Source organism: Mycobacterium sp. IDR2000157661 (assembly GCF_022317005.1).
In the GTDB taxonomy this organism is placed as follows: domain Bacteria; phylum Actinomycetota; class Actinomycetes; order Mycobacteriales; family Mycobacteriaceae; genus Mycobacterium.
In genome coordinates this window covers 723,026-744,060 of sequence record NZ_CP081006.1, presented here as the reverse complement: position 1 = coordinate 744,060, position 21,035 = coordinate 723,026, and the positions used below count along the sequence as shown (strand labels likewise).

The 21,035-nt window shown below is 68.6% G+C and carries 17 protein-coding genes; 12 read left to right on the top strand and 5 right to left on the bottom strand.

Annotation, left to right across the window (positions count from 1 at the left end; translation table 11 throughout):
* Positions 1 to 1,368, bottom strand: a complete 1,368-nt coding sequence (locus K3G64_RS04430) for an ABC1 kinase family protein (RefSeq protein ID WP_238889280.1) — start codon at positions 1,366 to 1,368, stop codon at positions 1 to 3.
* A gap of 174 nt (positions 1,369 to 1,542) precedes the next feature.
* Here K3G64_RS04430 and K3G64_RS04425 point away from each other — a divergent pair, with 174 nt between their 5' ends.
* Complete coding sequence (locus K3G64_RS04425; RefSeq protein WP_238889278.1) at positions 1,543 to 2,412, top strand: type IV toxin-antitoxin system AbiEi family antitoxin; 870 nt, start codon at positions 1,543 to 1,545, stop codon at positions 2,410 to 2,412.
* A 46-nt stretch (positions 2,413 to 2,458) separates the two neighbouring features.
* On the opposite strand, the gene K3G64_RS04420 is transcribed toward K3G64_RS04425, so the two are convergent.
* Both K3G64_RS04420 and K3G64_RS04415 read right to left on the bottom strand, forming a co-directional pair.
* Positions 2,459 to 3,064, bottom strand: coding sequence for a DinB family protein (locus K3G64_RS04420; RefSeq protein WP_238889276.1), 606 nt, complete (start codon positions 3,062 to 3,064; stop codon positions 2,459 to 2,461).
* Between the two features lie 2 nt (positions 3,065 to 3,066).
* Entirely contained in the window at positions 3,067 to 3,591 is a 525-nt protein-coding gene (locus tag K3G64_RS04415) for a DinB family protein (protein ID WP_238889274.1), read from the bottom strand.
* A gap of 62 nt (positions 3,592 to 3,653) precedes the next feature.
* On the opposite strand from K3G64_RS04415, the gene K3G64_RS04410 reads away from it, so the two are divergent.
* The gene (locus tag K3G64_RS04410) at positions 3,654 to 4,610 is read left to right on the top strand and encodes a helix-turn-helix transcriptional regulator (RefSeq protein WP_238889272.1); all 957 of its coding nucleotides are present in this window, start codon (positions 3,654 to 3,656) and stop codon (positions 4,608 to 4,610) included.
* Here the strand turns inward: K3G64_RS04410 and K3G64_RS04405 are convergent.
* Entirely contained in the window at positions 4,600 to 5,151 is a 552-nt protein-coding gene (locus K3G64_RS04405; RefSeq protein WP_238889270.1) for a nucleotidyltransferase, read from the bottom strand. The two genes, K3G64_RS04410 and K3G64_RS04405, sit on opposite strands and share 11 nt — an antisense overlap.
* A gap of 44 nt (positions 5,152 to 5,195) precedes the next feature.
* Here K3G64_RS04405 and K3G64_RS04400 point away from each other — a divergent pair, with 44 nt between their 5' ends.
* The 5 genes from K3G64_RS04400 to K3G64_RS04380 are packed head-to-tail and all read left to right on the top strand — an operon-like array spanning position 5,196 to position 11,943.
* The gene (locus K3G64_RS04400) at positions 5,196 to 5,963 is read left to right on the top strand and encodes an endonuclease/exonuclease/phosphatase family protein (protein ID WP_238889268.1); all 768 of its coding nucleotides are present in this window, start codon (positions 5,196 to 5,198) and stop codon (positions 5,961 to 5,963) included.
* Positions 5,964 to 6,013: 50 nt separating this feature from the next.
* Positions 6,014 to 6,280: a hypothetical protein gene (locus K3G64_RS04395; RefSeq protein ID WP_238889266.1), complete on the top strand. Its 267-nt coding sequence runs from the start codon at positions 6,014 to 6,016 to the stop codon at positions 6,278 to 6,280.
* A gap of 40 nt (positions 6,281 to 6,320) precedes the next feature.
* Positions 6,321 to 10,487: an NEW3 domain-containing protein gene (locus tag K3G64_RS04390; RefSeq protein ID WP_238889264.1), complete on the top strand. Its 4,167-nt coding sequence runs from the start codon at positions 6,321 to 6,323 to the stop codon at positions 10,485 to 10,487.
* Positions 10,484 to 11,032: a DUF7158 domain-containing protein gene (locus tag K3G64_RS04385; RefSeq protein WP_238889263.1), complete on the top strand. Its 549-nt coding sequence runs from the start codon at positions 10,484 to 10,486 to the stop codon at positions 11,030 to 11,032. Before K3G64_RS04390 ends, K3G64_RS04385 begins: the two co-directional genes overlap by 4 nt.
* Entirely contained in the window at positions 11,032 to 11,943 is a 912-nt protein-coding gene (locus K3G64_RS04380) for an ROK family protein (RefSeq protein ID WP_238889261.1), read from the top strand. The genes K3G64_RS04385 and K3G64_RS04380 overlap by 1 nt, the downstream gene beginning before the upstream one ends.
* A gap of 19 nt (positions 11,944 to 11,962) precedes the next feature.
* Here the strand turns inward: K3G64_RS04380 and K3G64_RS04375 are convergent, their stop codons facing one another.
* On the bottom strand, positions 11,963 to 12,616 hold the full coding sequence (locus tag K3G64_RS04375) for a hypothetical protein (RefSeq protein ID WP_238889260.1): 654 nt from the start codon (positions 12,614 to 12,616) through the stop codon (positions 11,963 to 11,965).
* A gap of 372 nt (positions 12,617 to 12,988) precedes the next feature.
* Between K3G64_RS04375 and rplJ the strand changes: the two genes are divergently transcribed.
* From rplJ to K3G64_RS04350, 5 genes are all read left to right on the top strand, one after another.
* A complete protein-coding gene (rplJ, locus tag K3G64_RS04370; protein WP_238889258.1) occupies positions 12,989 to 13,516 on the top strand; it encodes a 50S ribosomal protein L10 in 528 nt (175 codons plus the stop codon).
* Positions 13,517 to 13,575: 59 nt separating this feature from the next.
* Positions 13,576 to 13,971 (top strand): 50S ribosomal protein L7/L12, encoded by a 396-nt coding sequence (rplL, locus tag K3G64_RS04365; RefSeq protein WP_238889256.1) that lies wholly within the window; start codon positions 13,576 to 13,578, stop codon positions 13,969 to 13,971.
* Between the two features lie 194 nt (positions 13,972 to 14,165).
* Positions 14,166 to 15,263 (top strand): ABC transporter ATP-binding protein, encoded by a 1,098-nt coding sequence (locus K3G64_RS04360; protein WP_238889254.1) that lies wholly within the window; start codon positions 14,166 to 14,168, stop codon positions 15,261 to 15,263.
* Between the two features lie 9 nt (positions 15,264 to 15,272).
* Entirely contained in the window at positions 15,273 to 17,543 is a 2,271-nt protein-coding gene (locus K3G64_RS04355; RefSeq protein WP_238889252.1) for a molybdopterin-containing oxidoreductase family protein, read from the top strand.
* 54 nt (positions 17,544 to 17,597) lie between these two features.
* Positions 17,598 to 20,945, top strand: a complete 3,348-nt coding sequence (locus K3G64_RS04350; protein ID WP_238889250.1) for a lipocalin family protein — start codon at positions 17,598 to 17,600, stop codon at positions 20,943 to 20,945.
* Positions 20,946 to 21,035 lie beyond the last annotated feature (90 nt).

Here is a 21,035-nt window from a genome sequence, read left to right as displayed (position 1 = left end):
TCAGACCTCCAGCTCATCGGTGTGATGCTCTTTGTGTTCGCGGGTGACCTCCACCATGAAGTTCGCGAAGTACCCGGTCAGCTGCGGGTCACTCATCATCTGCCACTTCGGCGCCAGCAGCTTCATGTAGCGCTCGACGTAGAGGAACTGCTTGCCGATGAGCACCAGCTCCCGCGGCAGCTTCACGTCGTAGGCCTCGGCCAGCGTCGAGAGCTGCTTGCCGATGTCGGCATAGCTCATGTCACCCAGCGTCGACATCGTCAGCGGCGTGGCGAACTTCTCCAGGTCCTTGGCGGCCTGCGCCTCGGGCTTCACGGTGCCGACGGCGCCCATCAGCACGACGATCTTGCCCGCCGCGGCGTGGTCCTTCTTGACGAGCAGCGCATGGACCAGCTCTCTGAGCAGCCACCGTGTGCGCGGGTCGATGCGGCCCATGATTCCGAAGTCGAAGAAGACGATCTTGCCGTCGTCGTCGACGTAGAGGTTGCCGGCGTGCAGGTCGCCGTGGAACAGGCCGTGACGCAGCCCGCCCTCGAAGAGGCTGAACAGCAGCGCCTTGACCAGGTCGGTGCCGTCGAAGCCCTTCTGACGGATGGCTTTGACGTCGTCGATGCGGGTGCCCTGGATGCGCTCCATGGTCAGCACCCGCTCGCTGGTGAGGTCCCAGTAGACCTGCGGCACCCGGATGTTGCGGCCCAGCGGCGAGGCGTGCATGTGGGCCACCCAGGCGTCCATCGACTGCGCCTCGAGCCGGAAGTCGAGCTCCTCGGCGAGGTTGTCGGCGAAGTCGGCGACCACATTCTGCGCGGACAGACGCTGGCCCAGCTTGGCGAACTCCACCAGGCGCGCGCCGCGCTTGAGGATCTGCAGGTCGGCGGCGACGCGGCGGCGGATGCCGGGGCGCTGGATCTTGACGACGACCTCCTCGCCGGTGTGCAGCGTCGCGTAGTGCACCTGCGCGATCGAGGCGGAGGCGAAGGGCTTCTCGTCGAAGCTCTTGAACAGGTTCGCCGGTTCGTCGCCGAGGTCCTCGACGAACAGCTTGTGGATCTCCTTCTCGTCGGCCGGCGGCACGCGGTCGAGCAGGCTGCGGAACTCCTTGGACAGCGGCTCGCCGAACGCTCCGGGGCTCGACGCGATGATCTGGCCGAACTTGACGTACGTCGGGCCCAGGTCGGCGAACGCTTGCGGGACCTGCTTGACGATCTTCTGTTGCAGCGAGCCCTTGGAAGCCATCGTGGAGACGACCCGCGCGCCCGTGCGCGTGATCTGCCAGCCCGTCGCTCCGATGCGGGCAGCTTCGACCGGGAGTGGGACCCGGTCCAATTTGGCTACCTCGCGGTGCTGAGTCTTTCGCGTGGTATTCATAGCGGCCAGTGTCTCAAAGATTTCTTAGAGTCTGAAAACGTGTGGACCGGCTCACAGTGAGGTGCTCGCGGCCCTAGCGGCCCGAGCGAGCGTTCATGGTCGTTGCGCGAGGTTATTCACAGCCATGAGCGCTCACGGCCCGGTGCATTGCGCGGCGTCGACCATGCTTCCGGTGTGGGGGAGATCGTTCTCGGCTCAGAGGCCGTCGCAACGGGGCATATCACGCGGGCGCGTTTGCGTTGGCGGTATCGCGCGCTCTACCCCGACGTGTACGTACCACGCGACGACGTGCCGACGCTGCGGGACAGAAGCGTTGGCGCGTGGCTGTGGTCCGGGCGCCGGGCAGTAATCACAGGTCGGGCGGCGGCTGCGCTGCACGGCGCGAAATGGGTCGACGAGCAGGCGCCGATCGAAATGCTCTGGCCGAACAACCGGGCTCCCGAGGGCATCGTCACCCGGCGCGAGCGCATCGCCGACGATGAAATGTGCGATATCGACGGCATGTCTGTCGCGACGCCTGCGCGCGTGGCGCTCGACCTGGCTCGCCACCAGTCCCGCGTCAGCGCCGTCACGCACCTTGACGCGTTGGTCGCCGCGACTCGACTGCGCAAGGTGGACGCCGTCGCGCTCGCCGAGCGCTATGCCGGTGCGAAAAGGGTGGCGCAGTGCCGCGAGGCGTTCGAGCTGATGGACGGCGGCGCTCAGTCGCCGAAGGAGTCGTGGCTGCGCCTTCTGCTCGTGGACTCCGGTTTCCCGCGGCCGCAGACTCAGATCCCCGTTCACCACGCCGACGGGTATCCGTTCGCCTACCTCGACATGGGCTGGCCCAAAGTCAAGATCGCGGTCGAGTACGACGGCGACCAGCACCGCACGGACCGCGCGCAGTATGCATGGGACGTCAGGCGGCTGCGGGCGCTCATCGAGTTGGGGTGGATCCACGTACGCGTCATCAATGAAGACTCGGCGCGCGACGTCGTCGACCGGGTTCGCCGAGCTTGGGCACAGCGTGAGCGAGAAGCCATGGTCGTCAAACGCCCGGCGTAGCGACCATGGGCGCTCACGCGCGGCGAGGGGCGGGGGTAGCGCCGGATCAGCCCTCGGCGGCGGCCGGCTTCCAGCGCTTGATCCAGTCGGTCTCGGGCCATTCTTCACGAGCGGCCAGCAACTCGTACATCGTTGCGCCGTCGAGCGATTCGCGAATGATGTCGGCATGCCCGGCGTGGCGCGACAGCTCCTCGATCAGGTGCAGGATCACCCAGCGCACGGTCCAGTGGTCCAGGTCCTGCGGGAACCACGGCACGTCGGGCGGGACCGGCACCGGGGTGTCGAGGTCGGCCTCCCCGAACACCCGCAGCGACTCGGCGTTCTGCTGTTCGAATGCGGCGAGCAGTTGCTCGAGCGTCTCGTCGTCGCGCATGACGTACTGCTCGCCGTACTCGGCGACGATCTCCTCCATCGGACGGTCGTCCTTGGGTGGGAAGTCCGGTGCGCAGGCCGCACGCTGCACCCAGCCCTTCTGCACGCCTGCGGCGTGTTTGACCAGCCCTCCGATCGACAGCGCGCTGACCGACGGCGTGGAGCGCGCCTGCTCGTCGGTCAACCCGTAGGCGGCGGCGTAGAAGGCGTTCTGCTGGAACGCCAGGAACTCGAGGAGACTCTGGCGTTCGTCGGCGGCCGGTGGCGGCATTCCTGGCATGGTTACTTACCCTTCGTGTTGGTGTGGCGGTAAAGATCTCGGATACAAGCGATTTCGGCGCCGTGGTGGATGGTCTCGCGGTTGATGTGCAGGACCAGGTCGGTCATCGGGTACTGGGCGTACGGTCCTTCGGCCTGTCCGCAGGGCCGATCGAGATCGTCGTCGGACAGGCCGCGCACGCCGGCGTTCCAGATGCGGTACTGCTCGTCGAGTTGGCGCAGCGCGGTCGCGGCGTCAGTGGCGTAGCGCCAGGTGTCGTAGCCGGCCTCCGGTGCGCCGAAGTGGTGGTGGTTGCGCACGGCCAGCACGCCGACGATGACGTGCGCGAGCCGCCAACCGATGGTCGTGAACGGCGGCGGGTCGGGTTCGGGGTAGGCGAAGTCGACCGACCCGTCCGGGTGCACGGTCCAGCAGTTCGGCACCGGTTGCCAGAAGTACTCGCCGTCGGTGAGTCCGTCGAGGCGCGGGCGCAGGAAGTGCGTCCAGTGGAAGTCGAGCTGCTCGGCGAGATGGTCCGCAGATGTCATGGGGACAGCATGACGCGGATATAGGACAGCTTCTGTCCTAAAACTGTGTCAGGCTGGTAGGCGTGTCGGAGACGACGAGCCGGGTGCTGCAACTGCTCGGGCTGTTGCAGTCACGTCGGGTGTGGACCGGCGAGGAACTCGCCGACCGCCTCGGCGTGACGACGCGCAGCGTGCGCCGCGACGTCGAGCGGCTGCGCGATCTCGGTTATCCCGTGCACGCCAGCAAGGGCCACGGCGGGGGATACCAGTTGGGCGCCGGGGCGGCGCTGCCGCCGCTGCTGCTCGATCCCGACGAGGCGGTGGCGATGGCCGTCTGTCTGCGGCTGGCGGCAGGCGGGTCGGTGGCCGGGGTGGGTGAGTCGGCGCTGCGGGCGCTGACCAAGCTCGACCAGGTGATGCCGTCGCGGCTGCGGTCCCAGGTGTCGGCGGTGCACGAGGCGACCGTCACGCTGACCTCCCCGTCGGATGAGCCCGTCGCACCGGAGGTGTTGATGACCTTGGCACGTGCCTGCCGCGACCGCGAACACGTCGCCGCCGGCTACGTCGACATCCGCGGCAATGCCACCCGGCGGCGGCTCGAGCCGTATCAACTCGTCACCACCGGCCGACGCTGGTACTTGTTGGCCTACGACCGCGACAAGCAGGACTGGCGCAGCCTGCGCCTGGACCGGATGTCGGACGTGCGGGCCACGGGCACCACGTTCACCGCCCGCGACGCTCCGGACGCCGCGGCCTACGTCGGCCGGTCGATCAGCAGCTCGCCGTACCGCTACGTCGCCCGCGTGCGGTTTCGCGCCGCAGAAACCGTTCTGCGTCAACATTTCTCGCCTGCTTCCGTCACCATCGAACCCGACGGCCCGAACGCGTGCGTCGTGACCACCGGCGCCGATGACCCAGAGCGCATGGTGTCCTACTTCGCCGCCGTCGGCTATGACTTCGAGGTGCTGGAGCCACCGGAGCTGATCCGCGCGGTGGCAGCGGTGTCGGCGCGGTTGCGACGTGCCACCGTCAATCGGTGAGCCCGAGCCGGTCGGCGAGCAACGCGAACGCCGCGGCATACGGATTCTCGTCGGTGTCCTTCCGGATTCGTTTCCAGTCCAACTCTTCGCGAACGGCACGGACAGCCGGCAGCAACCCCGTGAAGTCGCAGTTGTGTTCGTTGAGCGAGTTGAGCTTTTCGCGCACCACCTCGGTCGGCGGCAGGACCCGCATGCGGATCGCGAGAACGTCGTACTCCTGTGCAGCCAGGATTCTTTCCTTGTCGACCGGCACGCCGTTGAGGCGGTGCAGCACGTCGATCACGAAATCGTCGCCGACGCATGCCTTGAACAGCCAGTCCTCCGGCGTTCGCTCCACCCGGAAGCCGGCTTCCTCCAAGGTGGCGGCGGCCTTCTCGGTATCCGGTTCGGCCACGACCAGATCGACGTCGTGCACGGGTTCCGGCCCGCCGAACACCCACAGCGCGTAACTGCCGCCCAGCGCGAACTCCGGGCCCTGGGCGCGCAGCGCCGACGCCGCGCGCTTGAGCGCGTCGCGCAGATCGTCGTTTCGTTGTGGCACGACACTCCTGATGGCCGGCGGCGATTGTGGGTAGGTAGATACCCATGCGGATGGCTACTTTCAACATCTTGCACGGCCGAAGCCTTCACGACGGCGTCGTCCATCCGGATCGGCTCGTCGAATCGATCAAGCAACTCGACGCCGATGTCCTCGCCCTGCAGGAGGTCGACCTCGATCAGCCGCGCTCTGGAATGTCCGATCTGACCGCCGTCGCCGCCGAGGCGATGGGCGCGCAGAGTCACCGGTTCGTGGCCGCGATCTCCGGAACGCCCGGTGCGACGTGGATGGCCGCGACCGGTGACGAGCAGCCCGGCACCGCCGCCTACGGGATCGCGTTGCTGTCGCGGTACCCGGCCGACTCGTGGCAGGTGCTGCGGCTGCCGCGGATCCCCGGGCGATTCCCGATGTATCTTCCCGGGCCGAACCGGGTGCAGATCGTCGACGAGGAACCGCGGGCGGCGATGATCGGGCGGTTCGACACGCCACTGGGCCCGCTCACGGTCGCGAACACCCACCTGTCCTTCGTGCCGGGCTGGAACCGCAGGCAGCTGCGGCGACTGCTGCGCGACATGCGCGGCTTCCCGCCGCCGCGGATGCTGATGGGCGACCTGAACCTGACACCGCAGACCGTCGCCCGATGGTCACGGTTGCGGCCGCTGGGCTCCGCGCTGACCTTCCCGGCCGGCGAGCCCGACCGTCAGCTCGACCACATCCTCACCGACGACCACGGGCTGCGGATCGTGCGGTGCTGTGCGCCGATGCTGACGATCTCCGATCACCGCGCGCTGGTCGTCGACGTCGCGCGAGGATAGCCCTGGGGATAACCGCTGCCGGGGTGTGCGCGGGCTCTTAGGATGGCGTAGTGGCCGCGCTGGAAGATTTGGAAGCTCGTGTTGCGGCGCTGGAGGCTTCGCAGGCCGACTACCGCGCAGTGCTCGCCGCGGTGAACGCCTTGGCGGTCAATCAGCGGGATCTATCGCTCGGCCTGACTGCGGTCAGGTCCGAGGTCGCGGACCTGAAGACGGAGTTCTACGGGTTTCGCGACGAGACCCGGGCCAGATTTCGCTCGGTCGACGAGCACCTGGCCGAGATCAAGGACCTGATCATCGGCCGCCGCAACGGATCCTGACTTCGGCGTGCCGATCGCGCGTAGGCCGTAGGGTTTGGGCGTGCAGGTCATCTCGGCGGAGTCGACGGAACTGTTCGTCGGTCCCGCCAATGCGCCGCTCCAGATCGCGCGGGTGGCGTGCTCCGGCGGCGGCGAGGTTCGCATCGAGGGCGACGGACTGTCGGGGCAGGCACCGGCCGACTCGGACGGAGTGATCGAGGTCCCGGTGTCGGTGCGCGACCCGGTGGTCGGCCAGCAGCGCCAGGCGCGGGTGGTCGGCGGTGATTCCGCTGTGGAGTTCGTGCTCACCGTCGCCGAGCCCGGCTGGACCGTGTACATGATCAGCCACTTCCATTACGACCCGGTGTGGTGGAACACCCAGGGTGCCTACACCAGCGTATGGAGTGAGGACCCGCCGGGCCGCTGCCGGCAGACCAACTCGTTCGACCTCGTGCGCGCGCATCTCGAAATGGCCCGCCGCGAGCCGGAATACAAATTCGTGCTCGCTGAGGTCGACTACCTCAAACCGTTCTGGGACACCCATCCCGAGGAGCGCGCCGACCTGCGTCGGTTCATCGCCGACGGTCGCGTCGAGGTGATGGGCGGCACGTACAACGAACCGAACACCAACCTCACCAGCCCCGAGACGACCATCCGGAACTTTATGTGCGGCATCGGGTTTCAGCGAGGTGTGCTGGGCGCCGAGCCGACGACGGCATGGCAGCTCGACGCATTCGGTCACGACCCTCAGTTTCCCGGCATGGCCGCCGACGCCGGCCTGACGTCGAGCTCATGGGCTCGCGGGCCGCACCACCAATGGGGCCCGATGGCCGGCGGCGGCGACCCCGAGCGGATGCAGTTCAGCAGCGAGTTCGAGTGGATCGCCCCGTCCGGCCGCGGCCTGCTGACGCACTACATGCCCGCCCACTATGCGGCCGGGTGGTGGATGGACTCGGCGGCCACGCTCGAGCAGGCCGAAGCCGAGACCTACGGGCTGTTCCGGTCACTGAAGAAGGTGGCGCTGACGCGCAACGTGTTGCTGCCCGTCGGCACCGACTACACGCCACCGAACAAGTGGGTCACCGATATCCACCGGTCCTGGAACTCCCGCTATACCTGGCCGCGGTTCGTCTGCGCGCTGCCGAGGGAATTCTTCGCGGCGGTGCGCGCCGAACTCGCCGCGCGGGGCGTCGAGGCCTCGCCTCAGACCCGCGACATGAACCCGATCTACACGGGCAAGGACGTGTCCTACATCGACACCAAGCAGGCCAACCGGGCCGCGGAGAACGCGGTGCTGGACGCGGAGAAGTTCTCGGTGTTCGCCGGTCTGGTGTGCGGCGCGGCGTATCCGGAAGCGGCGCTGGCCAAAGCGTGGGTGCAGTTGGTCTACGGCGCGCACCACGACGCGATCACCGGATCGGAGTCCGACCAGGTCTACCTGGATCTGTTGACCGGGTGGCGCGACGCCTGGGAGCTGGGCACGAGGGCGCGCGACAATTCGCTGGCGATGCTGTCGCGTGCGGTCGACGGGTCGGTGGTGGTGTGGAACCCGCTGGCGCACAAGCGGACCGACGTCGTTACGGTGCGACTGAACGAAGCTCTCGGTGCCGGGGCGCGGGTGTTCGACTCCGAGGGCGTGGAACAGCGGGTGCACGTCGAGGACGACGGACGGTCGCTGAGCTGGCTGGCTCGTGACGTGCCGTCGCTGGGCTGGAGGTCCTACCGGCTGGAAGCCGCGGACGAGGCCGCGGGTTGGGTCCCGTTGAGCGGCAGCGAGATCGCCAACGCGCACTACACGGTGACGGTCGATGCCCGGCGTGGCGGCGCGGTGACCTCCGTGCGGGAGGCCGACGGTCGGCGCGTCGTCGGCCTCGGTAACGAGATCGCCGTCTACGAGGAGTACCCGGCACATCCGGAGGCCGGTGAGGGACCGTGGCATCTGCTGCCGAAAGGGCCCGTGATGTCATCGGCTTCCGGGGCGGCGGCCGGGGAGGTTTCGGTGCAGGCGTACCGGGGTCCGCTCGGGGAACGGCTCGTCGTGCGGGGCCACATCGACGGTGTGCTGCGCTACACGCAGACACTGACGCTGTGGCATGGCGTGGACCGCGTCGAGTGTTCCACGGCCGTCGACGACTTCGCTGACGCGGACCGGCTGCTGCGGCTGCGCTGGTCGTGTCTCCTGCAGGGTGCCCTTCCGGTCAGCGAGGTCGGTGACGCGGTGATCGGCCGCGGGTTCGGGCTGCTGCACGAGCCCGGTCGGCGCGAGGCGGTCGACTCGGCCGAACAGCCGTGGACACTGGACAACCCGGCGTTCGGCTGGTTCGGGCTGTCGCAGACCGCGCGGGTGCGGGTCAACGGCTGTGATCGCGCAGTGGCCGTCGCCGAGGTGGTGGCGCCGTCGGAATCGCAGTCCTCGGCGTTGGCGCGTCCGTTGCTGGTCGCGTTGGTGCGCGCGGGTGTGACCGCGACCTTCAGCGCCGCCGGGCAGCCGCGATACGGCGACCTCGCCGTCGACTCGAACCTGCCGGATGTTCGGATCGCGCTCGGCGGTCCGGACGAGAACGCCTTCACTGCAGCGGTTCTCGCCGATGCCGGTCCCGTCTATGCCGACGAGCTCTCGCGGCAACTGGGTGCCTCCGGCGCAGCCCGGGTCTGGGTACCGGCCGACGGCGCGCTGCACGAGGTCTGGCGTCCCGGCGCCGACCTGCGGGGTGCGCGGACGCTGCCGGTGCTGATCGTCGCCGGCGATCCGCTGGCCGGCGAGATCGCGGCGATGGTCGATGATCTGGGGGACTTCCGGATCGTCGTCGATCAGGAGGCACCGTCGAATGTCGCCGACGATGACGGTGACGGCCACACCGTCGCTCTGCTCAACCGCGGGATACCGGGGTTCGCCGTCGACAGCGACGGAACCTTGCACATGTCGCTGATGCGCTCGTGCAGCGGGTGGCCGTCGGGCACCTGGATCGACCCGCCGCGGCGCACCGCCCCGGACGGGTCGAACTTCCAGCTGCAGCACTGGACCCATGTGTTCGACTACGCGCTCGCTTCCGGTCGCGGCGACTGGCGGGAGTCCCGGATTCCGGCCCGCAGTTCGGAGTTCTCGCATCCGCTGATCGCGGTGGTGAATCCGGACTCGGGCACGGGCCACTTACCGCCATGGGGTTCGTTCCTCGAGATCGAGCCCGCCGGAGAGGTGCAACTCGGTGCGTTGAAGGCCGCCGGTAATCCGTTGGCCTTCGGCAGCAGTCAGCCGGTGCACCCGTCGAATGGTGTGACGATCCGTATCGTCGAGAGTCTCGGTGCGGCAAGCGAAGTCATGGTCACATCGGGGCTGCGACGGGTGTCGGACGCCGCCCGGGTGGACCTGCTCGAACAGCCGCGGATGCAGGACGCTTCCGACGGGTTGTCCCTGCACGGCTTCGAGATCGCGACGGTGCTGGCACGGTTGAACCTGCCGCAGGTGATGCAGGCCGACGACGAACTGGCGGCCGAGGCCGAAGCCGCGCAGCCGCTCTACGCGCGGTACTGGCTGCACAACCGCGGCCCCGCCCCGCTCGGCGGGCTGCCTGCCGTCGCCCATCTGCACCCCCAACAGGTGCTCGCCTCGGATTCGGTTGTGCGCCTGCGGCTTACGGTGGTCAGCGACTGCAGCGACGCAGGGCTGCACGGTAGGGTGCGACTGGTGGTACCCGACGGGTGGAGCGCGGACCCGGCCGTGCTGCCGTTCATGCTGCCGTCCGGCGAATACCTCGACACCGACGTGACGGTCTCGATGCCCGGGACAGTCCCGCCCGGGCGCTATCCGGTGCGGGCCGAACTGACGTTGACCGGCAGCCATCTGCCTGCCTCATGGCGACAGATGGTCGAGGACGTCTGCGTCGTCGACGTGAACGCGCCCGCCGAGGACGTCCTGCTGCGTCTGGTCAGCGGGCCGGATCCCGTCGAAATCGCCGCCGGCGAGACGGCGCAGCTGACGGTGACCGTCGGCACCGACGCGTGTGCGGCCGTCGCCGTCGAGGCGCACCTCATCAGCCCGTGGGGGACGTGGGAGTGGATCGGCCCCGCCGCAACGGGTATGGAGCTGGCCGCGCGCGGCACGGCCGACATCGTGTTCGACGTCGCGCCCCCGCGTGGCGCGCAGCCCGGTGAATGGTGGGCGCTGGTCCGGCTCGCCGCCGCGGGGCACCTGGTGTACTCACCGGCGGTGAAGGTAACGGTGCGATGAGGGTCGCTGCGTCGGTGGACGGCGTGCCGGTGACGGTCGCCGACATCGACGCGCGGGAAGCGCGACTCCGGGCGTCGCACATCACGGCGTCGCTGCCGCGACCGGGCACCAGCGAAGGACGTCAGCTCCGGCGTTGGCTGACACAGCTGCTGGTCGCCGAGCGGGTGGTGGCCGCCGAGGCTGCGGACCGCGCACTGACGGCCGACAATGCGCCTGCGGAGGCAGACCTGCTGCCGAACAACACGGTCCGGTTGGAGCTCGGCAGTGTGGCGTCGTCGGTCCTGGCCGATCCGTTGGCCCGCGCGCTGTTCGTCGACGTCACCGCTGGTGTCGACGTGAGCGCCGCTGCCGTGGCGTCGTACCGGTCGCGAAACCCCCTGCGGTACAACTCAGATGCCGAGATCATCGCCGATCTCCTGGGTGCGGCGCGACGGCGGGCCTTCCGGCTGTGGCTGGACGCCCGGTGCGCGGTCGTCGTACAGCTTGCGCCCGGATACGAGCATCCCGCAGATCCCCGCCAACCCGACAACACGCACCGGCACTGATGGCCGAGCTGACGCTGGCACTCGACATCGGCGGCACGAAGATCGCCGCGGGTCTGGTCGACGATCGCGGCGCGCTGGTCCACACGGCCAAGTTGCCGACACCCGACGGTGATGCCGAATCGATTTGGGCGGTGGTTGATTCGTTGATCACCGAGGCGCTGGCGAGCGCCGGCGGCCATGTGCGCGGTGTCGGCGTCGCATCGGCCGGACCGATCGACCTGCTCACTGGGACGGTCAGCCCGATCAACATCGGCCAGTGGCAACGGTTCCCGATCGTCGAGCGGGTGTCGATGACCGTCGGCGCCCCGGTGCGGCTTGCCGGTGACGGGCTGTGCATGGCGCTGGGGGAGCGGTGGCGCGGGGCGGGGCGCGGGGCCGACTACCTGCTCGGCATGGTGGTGTCGACTGGGGTGGGCGGCGGGTTGGTGCTCGACGGTGCGCCGTACGACGGCCGCACCGGCAACGCCGGGCACGTCGGCCACGTCGTCGTCGACCCGGACGGCGGGTTGTGCACCTGTGGCGGGCACGGCTGCGTCGAGACCGTCGCCGCCGGACCGCGGATGGCGCAGTGGGCCCGCGAGCAGGGCTGGACCGCGCCGGCCGGGGCCGACGCGAAAGAACTCGCCGACGCGGCGCGTGCAGGCGATGCGATCGCTCTGCGGGCGTTCAGGCGGGGCGCGACAGCGGTGGCGGCGATGATCGCGTCGGTGGGCGCGGTGTGCGACCTGGACCGCGTGGTGATCGGCGGCGGCGTGGCGAAGTCCGGTGCGCTGCTGTTCGACCCCGTGCGCGAGAAGCTGGCGTCCTATGCCGGACTCGGCTTCATCCGCGATCTGCAGGTGGTGCCCGCTGAACTGGGCGGCCACGCGGGCCTCGTCGGCGCGGCGGCGCTGTTGCGTGAGCGGGTGTAGGGGGCCGTCCGCTATCCCGTCAGCGGGGCGGGGCCGCCTGCAGGCGCAGAGCCCTGTTGATGTTGCACCTTTGTTCGTCACGGTCTTGGGGTGGCATCCGGAAAGTCGGGTTGTCCCTCTGAATGCTGGCCGCCTGCTGGTACAGCTCGATGCACGGCTTCTGAGCATTGGGTTGCGGCGTGCCGGATTGAGCGACCTCGGCGCCCCAGACCGTCAGGAGTAGCGCGGGTAGGGCGACCAGAAGGGGCACTGTGACCCACCTGGCAAATGATGTCGTTTGGCCAGCGGTAGTTGATCGCGGCGCCACCTGGGCGTCGATACCGGTGCTGTGCCGTTCACTACGCCGCAGGGCGATCGCGTAAACGATGAGAAACACACCGATGAAGACGCTCGATGCGAGCAATACGATCGGAACCGCGCTCTGCGGCTTCGAGATTGGGAGGAATTTCCACAGCCGAGCAGCGGCGGCGATGTTCAAGACGAGTAGGAAAAGACCGAGCAATATCGGTAACCAAGACAGCGGTTGCCGGTTCTCATTCTTTCTCGGATTCTTCTTCGAACCGACGTTTGCGCTGCCACCAGTGTTTACTGCGACCTCCATGCCGTCGCCCCCGCCGACCTCCTCGCTATGAGCTTCTGGAACCGTCTGACTACTTCCCCCATGGTTTGCCATGGCGACAATGCTATGCACGCGGCGCCGCCGATAACAACAGATTCAGCTAACGGGTCGTGGCGTTCGGCGGAGCCGCTGCGTCTGTGACTCCGGCGCAAATTTCGCGGTGAGAGTGACCAACCGCGTCGAACCGCACATGCGCGGCGAGCGTTTTGGCTGATCGCAGGGCGGTCGGCTATTCTTGACCGCGTTCCACCGAAGACCGTCGGTCACCGAGCAATCGGTTGAAGGTCCCGGATCACCCGGGCGGCCCACGCAGGAGGACGAGGCTCACGCTTGCTGCGCGCCCCGACCCGTCTGCGTCGGGGCGTTCGTCGTTTTCCGCCCTCCTTCCTTCTCGGCCTGACGGTTCCCATCCACGAGGAGGCATGCATGGCCAAGGCTGACAAGGCCACCGCGGTTGCCGACATCGCCGAGCAGTTCAAGGGGGCTTCGGCGACGCTGGTCACCGAGTACCGCGGGCTGACGGTGGCCAACCTCAAGGACCTGCGCCGCTCGCTCGGTGATTCCGCCACCTACACCGTCGCCAAGAACACGCTGGTCAAGCGTGCCGCGGCGGAGGCGGGCATCGAGGGCCTCGACGAGCTGTTCGTCGGGCCCACCGCGATCGCGTTCGTCCAGGGCGAGGCCGTCGACGCAGCCAAGGCGATCAAGAAGTTCGCCAAGGACCACAAGGCGCTCGTCATCAAGGGCGGCTACATGGATGGTCGCCCGCTGACCGTCGCCGAGGTCGAGCGCATCGCCGACCTGGAGTCGCGCGAGGTGCTGCTGGCCAAGATGGCCGGCGCGATGAAGGCCAACCTGTCCAAGGCCGCCGGTCTGTTCAGCGCTCCGGCGTCGCAGGTCGCCCGGCTGGCCGCCGCTCTGCAAGAAAAGAAGGCCGCCGAAGAGGCCGCGTAGCCGCGTCCTTCATCGGCATCCCACTAGCCACGAGAAGTAAGAACCAGAAAGGACCAATCATGGCCAAGCTGTCCACCGACGAGCTGCTCGACGCGTTCAAGGAACTGACGCTGCTCGAGCTCTCCGAGTTCGTCAAGAAGTTCGAGGAGACCTTCGAGGTCACCGCCGCCGCTCCGGTCGCCGTCGCGGCCGCCCCGGGTGCCGCCGCCGGCGGAGCGCCCGCCGAGGCCGCCGAGGAGCAGTCCGAGTTCGACGTCATCCTCGAGGGTGCCGGCGACAAGAAGATCGGCGTCATCAAGGTCGTCCGAGAGATCGTCTCGGGTCTGGGCCTGAAGGAGGCCAAGGATCTCGTCGACAGCGCGCCCAAGCCGCTGCTCGAGAAGGTCGACAAGGCCGCCGCCGACGACGCCAAGGCCAAGCTCGAGGCCGCGGGCGCGTCGGTGTCCGTCAAGTAGTCAGCACCCGTCGGCCGAGCCGACGAGAACACCCCGTGGGGCCAGTCTGGCAAACAGACCGGCCCCACGGCTATTTGTGGGTCTGTCACAATCTGAGCGCACCCGAATACGGACGCGGCGGCGTAGGCTACAGTGACTCAAGCCACAAGCGGGAGCGCAGGTGGCGGGGATGAAATCTGGCGGAAGGATCTCGCGTGGGCATTGGTATTCAGATCGAGGGACTGACCAAGTCCTTCGGCCCCCAGCGAATCTGGGAGGACGTCACCTTCGACCTGCCGCCGGGTGAGGTCAGCGTGCTGCTCGGCCCGTCGGGTACCGGCAAATCCGTGTTCCTGAAGTCGCTGATCGGCCTGCTGCGCCCCGAGCGCGGCAAGATCATCGTCGACGGCACCGACATCATCCAGTGCACGGCCAAGGAGCTCTACGAGATCCGCACGCTGTTCGGAGTGATGTTCCAGGACGGCGCCCTGTTCGGCTCGATGAGCCTCTACGACAACACCGCTTTCCCCTTGCGTGAGCACACCAAGAAAAAGGAAAGCGACATCCGCAACATCGTCATGGAGAAGCTCGAGCTGGTCGGTCTGGCCGGCGACGAGACCAAGTTCCCCGGCGAGATCTCCGGCGGTATGCGCAAGCGTGCCGGGCTGGCCCGCTCTCTGGTGCTCGACCCGCAGATCATCCTCTGCGACGAGCCCGACTCGGGTCTGGACCCCGTGCGTACGGCGTATCTGTCGCAGCTGCTGATCGACATCAACGCGCAGATCGACGCGACGATCCTGATCGTCACGCACAACATCAACATCGCCCGCACCGTGCCCGACAACATGGGCATGCTGTTCCGCAAGCATCTGGTGATGTTCGGTCCGCGCGAGGTGCTGCTGACCAGCGACGAGCCCGTCGTCCGTCAGTTCCTCAACGGCCGGCGCATCGGCCCGATCGGCATGTCCGAGGAGAAGGACGAGTCGACGATGGCCGAGGAGCAGGCCATGATGGACGCCGGCCACCACGACGGTGGCGTGGAGGAGATCGAAGGCGTGCCGCCGCAGATCCAGGCGACGCCGGGCATGCCGGAGCGCCAGGCCGTATACCGTCGCCAGGCCCGCGTGCGCGAGATCATGCATACCCTGCCGCCTGCCGCGCAGGAGGCCATCCGCGAGGACCTCGAGAGCAGCTCGCAGGGTCAGGGTCAGAGTCAGGGGCGTTCGTACCACGACGACGACGACGCGACCGCCCGGCACCGCACCGCCGAGGACGACGCCCCCACCGGCGCCATCCCACGCGCCCAGCAGTAGGCCGCTCCGATGAGCGTTCGGCATACCGCCCGCGCTCACCACACCACGTTCTGTCGGATCTGTGAGCCGCTGTGCGGCATGATCGCGACCGTCGAAGACGGCCGACTGACCGCGCTGCGCCCTGACAAGGACCATCCGCTGTCGGCGGGGTTCGCCTGCCAGAAGGGCATCGCGTTCACCGAGGTCGTCAACGATCCTGACCGCGTCACCACCCCGTTGCGGCGCACTCAGCCCAAGGGTCTTCGCGCAAGCGGCTCATCCGCCGACGGCGACTTCGAGCCGGTCGGCTGGGACGAGGCGATGGCCGACATCGCCGACCGGGTGGCCGCCATCCATCGGCGGCACGGTTCCGGCGCGATCGGTTGGTACTACGGCAACCCGGGGGCGTTCAGCTATTCCCACACGCTGGGCCTGACCACGTTGATGCTCGGCTTCGGACTCGGGCTGACCGGCGGCCGGGGACTGCACGTGTTCACCGCCGGTTCGCAGGACGTCAACAACCGCTTCGTCGCCAGCCAGATGCTCTACGGCACGCCGCTGGCGCTGCCGGTGCCCGACGTGCTGCGCACCGACCTGCTGATGGTGATGGGCGCGAATCCGGTTGTCTCGCACGGCAGCGTGCTGACCGTGCCGCGGATCCGCGACCGCATGCACGACATCGTCAAGCGCGGCGGTCGGGTGCTGGTGGTCGATCCGCGCAAGACCGAGACCGCGGCCCAGTTCGAGTGGCTGGGCATCGTGCCCGACGGTGACGCCTATCTGCTGCTGTCGCTGCTGCAGGTGATGTTCGGGGAGAACCTCGTCGACCGCGCCCGGTTGGCGCGGCAGGCCGACGGCGGCGTCTGGCTCGAGCAGTTGGCCCGGCCGTTCAGTCCCGAGGCGACCGCCGAGCACACCGGTATCGACCCGGAGACGGTCCGGTCGTTGGCCCGCGACCTGGTGCGCACCGAACGCGCCGCGGTGTACGGCCGCGTCGGCACCAGCATCGGCGAAAACGGAACGCTCACAACGTATCTGCTCGATGCGGTGAACCTGGTGGCGGGCAACCTCGATGTCGCCGGCGGCAGCATGTTCGGCCGGTTCGGGCTGCCGGGGGAGCGGTGGCTCAACAAGGCAGGCGGCGCGCTGCTGCGGACGATCTACTCGCGACGGCGCTCGCGAGTGGGCGGCTTTCCGTCGGTGTTGGCGTCCGAACCCGCCGGGGTGATGGCCAAGGAGATCACCACGCCGGGCCGCGGTCAGGTCAAGGCGCTGTTCGTCAGTGCCGGCAACCCGGTGCTGTCGGTGCCCAACGGTGACGAACTGGAAGAAGCATTGGACTCCTTGCAGTTGATGGTCGGCATCGACATCTACGTCAACGAGACGCTGGCGCACTGTGACTACGTGCTGCCCGCGACGACGATGTACGAGCGCGACGATTTCCCGCTGCCGTTCCAGTCCCTGCAGCCGACACCGTTCCGCCAGGCCACCGAGGCGGTCGTCGCGCCGGTCGGCCAGGCGCGGGCCGAGTGGGAGATCATCGACGACCTGACCGGCCGGCTGTGGCGTCGCACGCTCGGCTTCGCCGGGCTGGCGGGTGCACGGAAACTGTTCGGCGCGTCGGGTGTTCGGCTGAGTCCCCGGCTGCTGGTCGACGCGGTGATCCGGCTGGGTGAGGGCGGCGACCGGTTCGGTCTGCGCCGCGGGCTGAGCTTCTCGAAGCTGATCGCCGACCATCCGCACGGCGCGGTGCTGGCGCCGAACCTGCGCGACGGGGTGCTGCGCGACACGGTCGTGTACCGCGGCCGCAGGATGCGATTGCGCCACGACGAGATCGCTGCCGAGGTCGACAAGCTGGCCTGCCGCAGGGTGCCCGACGGCTATCCGATGCGCCTGATCGGCATGCGCGAGGCCAGGTCGGAGAACTCGTGGCTGCACAACTCGCCGCTGCTGATGCGCGGTGACCGGGTGCAGCAGGCGCGGATGCACGTCGATGACGCCGCGGCGGGTGGCATCGCCGACGGCGACATGGTGCGGATCGCGTCGCCCCACGGCGAGATCGAGTTGCCGGTGGCCGTCACCAAGGACATCGTCGGCGGGGTGGTCGCGGTCCCCCACGGGTGGGGGCATAAGGGCACCGCCCGGTGGCGGGTGGCCAACGATGCCGGCGGTGCCAACGTCAACCGGTTGATGTCCAGCGACCCCGCCGACATCGAGAGCCTGGCCGGGATGGCCCGATTGACCGGGGTACCGGTGCGGGTGTCGCGCGTCGAAACCGCGGCTGTGCACGCCGAGATGTGACGGTTCCCTGACGGGCCCGCCCGAATTGACGGATGCGCAATAGGTTCTATGACTATGAGCGACGAGATCGTCAGGTGGCTGGGCGCAGGCGTGGTGACGGCCGGTGTCACCGCGGCGCTGCTGACCTGTGGAACCGGGTTGGCGGCCGCCAGCACGGAGGGCGGCTCGGATGCCAACGGCACGACGGCGTCGCAGTCCCGCGACGACGACTCCGAGGCCGCCGACCCCGACCCGGACACCGATGCCGGCACCGACCCGGACACCGACGCACCGGGCGCCGACCCGCTGCGTGACGACACCGGGGCCGGCGACGACGACGAAACGGGCACCGACACCGGGGCCGACGTCGATGGCGACGAGCCCGACGAACTCGTCGAGGAGGAAACCGAAGAGACCGAAGCCCCGGTCGAGGAAGCGGATGGCGTCGGGGCGCAGCCCACCCCCCAGGCGCCGGTCGACATGTCCGACCAGACCACCGACACGCGCAAGGACGGATCCGACCCGACCGTCGAGGACCCGTCAACGCAGGCGTTCTCCACCTGGTCCCCGAGCCCGGCGCCCGAGGCTGGGCGGGTGACGTCGGAACCCGTTCCGTCGGCACCCGAAACGCTCGATCCGGCGGTCGCTTTCGCCGCCGCCGCGACCATCGCCGCGCCGGAACCGGCGATGCCCGCGGCACGCACCATGGACGCGTTCGATCTGCCGTCAGTGGAATCGACTGCCCTCGTCCAGGCCCCGGAGCCCGCGCCCGCGCGCTCGCCCACCGACGTCCTCGGCTCCATCGTGCTCAACCTGCTCACCGGAACGGCGCGGCTGTTGAATCCAGCGCCGGTCACCCCGCCGCCAAGCACGGTTCCTGCCGGTCGCACCACGCAGGCCGTTGCCGAGCAGGCGGCCCCGCTCCTGCCAGGGGCCACCAACGGCGTGACCGGCGTGCAGGTCGGCCATTCCCGGCTGGTGATCCCGGGCGCCTTCATCGGCAACTCCGTGGCCGCCGACTGGTACTTCCCGACCCAGGCCGACGGCAGCGTGGACGCCCAGGGCGTGATCTGGCTGCAGCACGGCTTCGGCGCCACCAACACGTTCTACTCCGCACTCGCCCGGGAACTGGCCGCCAAGACCAACAGCATCGTGGTCGCCCCCACGCTGTCATCCATTCCGTTCACCTTCTCCGGCGGCTGCCTTAGTTGCGCCAGCAGCCAGCAGGCCGCGTCCGCGGCATTGTTGGATCCCAACCGCACCGCCCTGATCAACAGTGCCGAGGCCGCCGGATACACCGGTTCCACCGATGCCCTGATGGGCAAGTTCGTGCTGGCCGGCCACTCCGCGGGCGGCGGGTTCGCCACCGCGGTGGCCTCGGACTACCTCAACGACGGCACCGACGCCCAGGATGCCGATTTCGTCGGCGTGCTCATGTTCGACGGCGTCTCCAACGGCGCGATGGACGGCAGCTTCACCCAACAGGTCGACGTGCTCGAGGCCGCAGGCAAGCCGATCTACCAGATCGCCGCGCCTGCGCAGGCCTGGAACGCCTTCGGCGCCACCACGAACGCGCTGTTGAGCGCCCTGCCCGGACAGTTCACCGGGGTGGTGCTGGCCGGCGGCTCGCACGTGGACTCGATGATGGGCGTCAACCCGCTGTTCGACCTCGTGCTGCAACTCGTGACCGGCCGGGTGCCTGCGGGCAACACCGCCGCGGTGTACACGCTGAGCACCGGGTGGATCAACGACATGTACGTCGGCTCGACGCCGTCGGCGCCGCAGTACGGCTTCTACGCGGCGGCCAACCAGCAGATCATCATGGGCCCCGCCGCGGCGTTGGCGCTGCCGTCGCCCGTGGCCAACCAGCTCTCCTTCGGCGGCAGAGTCCTCACCTCGGTGATCGACGCCGTCGGCAGCCTGTTCGGCTTCAGCATCCTGCCCACCCCGATCAACACCGGCAGCAACGGGCTGGACCCCGACCAGCCGGTCGTGCGGCCGGTGTACTCGAACGGCGTCACCGGTGTGCGCACGGGCAGGGCCGCGCTCGACATCCCGGTCGGCGACAACGGGTACGCCGCGCCGGCCACCTGGTACTTCCCCACCCAGGCCGACGGCACCGTGCAGGCCAACGGCCTGGTCTGGCTGCAGCACGGGTTCCTGGGCTTCAACCCGTGGTACTCGGACATGGCTCAGGCGCTGGCGCAGGAGACCAACAGCATCGTCGTCGCGCCCACCATCCCGTCGTTCGAAAGCCCACTGTGCCCGGGCTGCGTCCTGAGCGGGGAGGCCATTCGGGAGGCGGCGGCCTCGATGTTCCAGGGCTCGCGCTCCGCCTTGACCGTCAGCGCCAACAACGCAGGGCTGGACGGCCCGCTGCCCGAGAAGTTCCTCCTCACCGGCCACTCCGCCGGCGGCAACTTCGCCACCGCGGTGGGCGCGCTCATCGTCGACACACCCCAGGAGGACAACCTGCTCGGGGTGGTGATGTTCGACGGCGTCTCGCGGGCACCGCTGTTCACCGACTCGCTGCAGGCACTCGACGATGCCGAGATCGCCGTCTATCAGATCTCCGCGCCGCCGCAGCGGTGGAACGCCTGGGACGTGACCACCGAGACGATGGTGGCGACCTACCCGCTCCGGTTCAACGGCCTGCAGATCCGCAACGGCTCGCATACCGACGTCATCGCGGGTGACAGCCTGTTCGCGCAGCTTGCCGAGGTCTTGAGCTCGATCGTCGTGCGCCCCTCCCCGCCGGGCGCCAAGGCCGCGGTGCGCACGCTGGCCACCGGGTGGGTCAACGACATCTATGCCGGCAACACGACCTACTCGGAGACGATCGAGGGGCCCCTCTACGGCATCTACGGACCGGACGGAGAGACCCCCATCGCCTACGACGGGGGCAACAAGGACTTCGTCATGGGCGAGGCGACCGCCGCCACGTTGCCGGCACCGCCGCCGGTGACGGTCGAGGACTACCTGGGCACCTGGTACGAGCAGGGCAGTGTGCCGCAGTTCTTCTCCATCGGCCTGGTCAACACCAAGGCGCAGTACAGCCTGAATGCCGACGGCTCGATCCGGGTGGAGAACTCGGGGTACTACTTCACCCCCAACGGCTTGAAGTCGACCATCGTCGGTTCCGCGGTCCCGGTGAACGCCTCCAACACCCGGCTCAACGTCGGCTTCTTCTTCGGCCAGCCCTCCGCCAACGAGCCGGGCAACTACTGGATCCTCGACTACGCACCCGACTACAGCTGGGCCATCGTCAGCGATCCCAGCCGGTTCAGCGGCTACATCCTGACCCGCGATCAGGTCGTCAGCGACGCTGAGTACGACCAGCTGTTCGACCGGGCCAAGCAACTCGGGGTGCGGGGCCCGATCCTGCGCACCGGGCAGTACCCGACGGCGACTGTCGCGGTGTAAGCGAACTTTCGCCGAAACGTCGCCGGTGAGTCCACGTGGGGCGGCCGAAACGCCTCGCGGTGCTGACAACGCGCGTTATCTTGCTCGGGT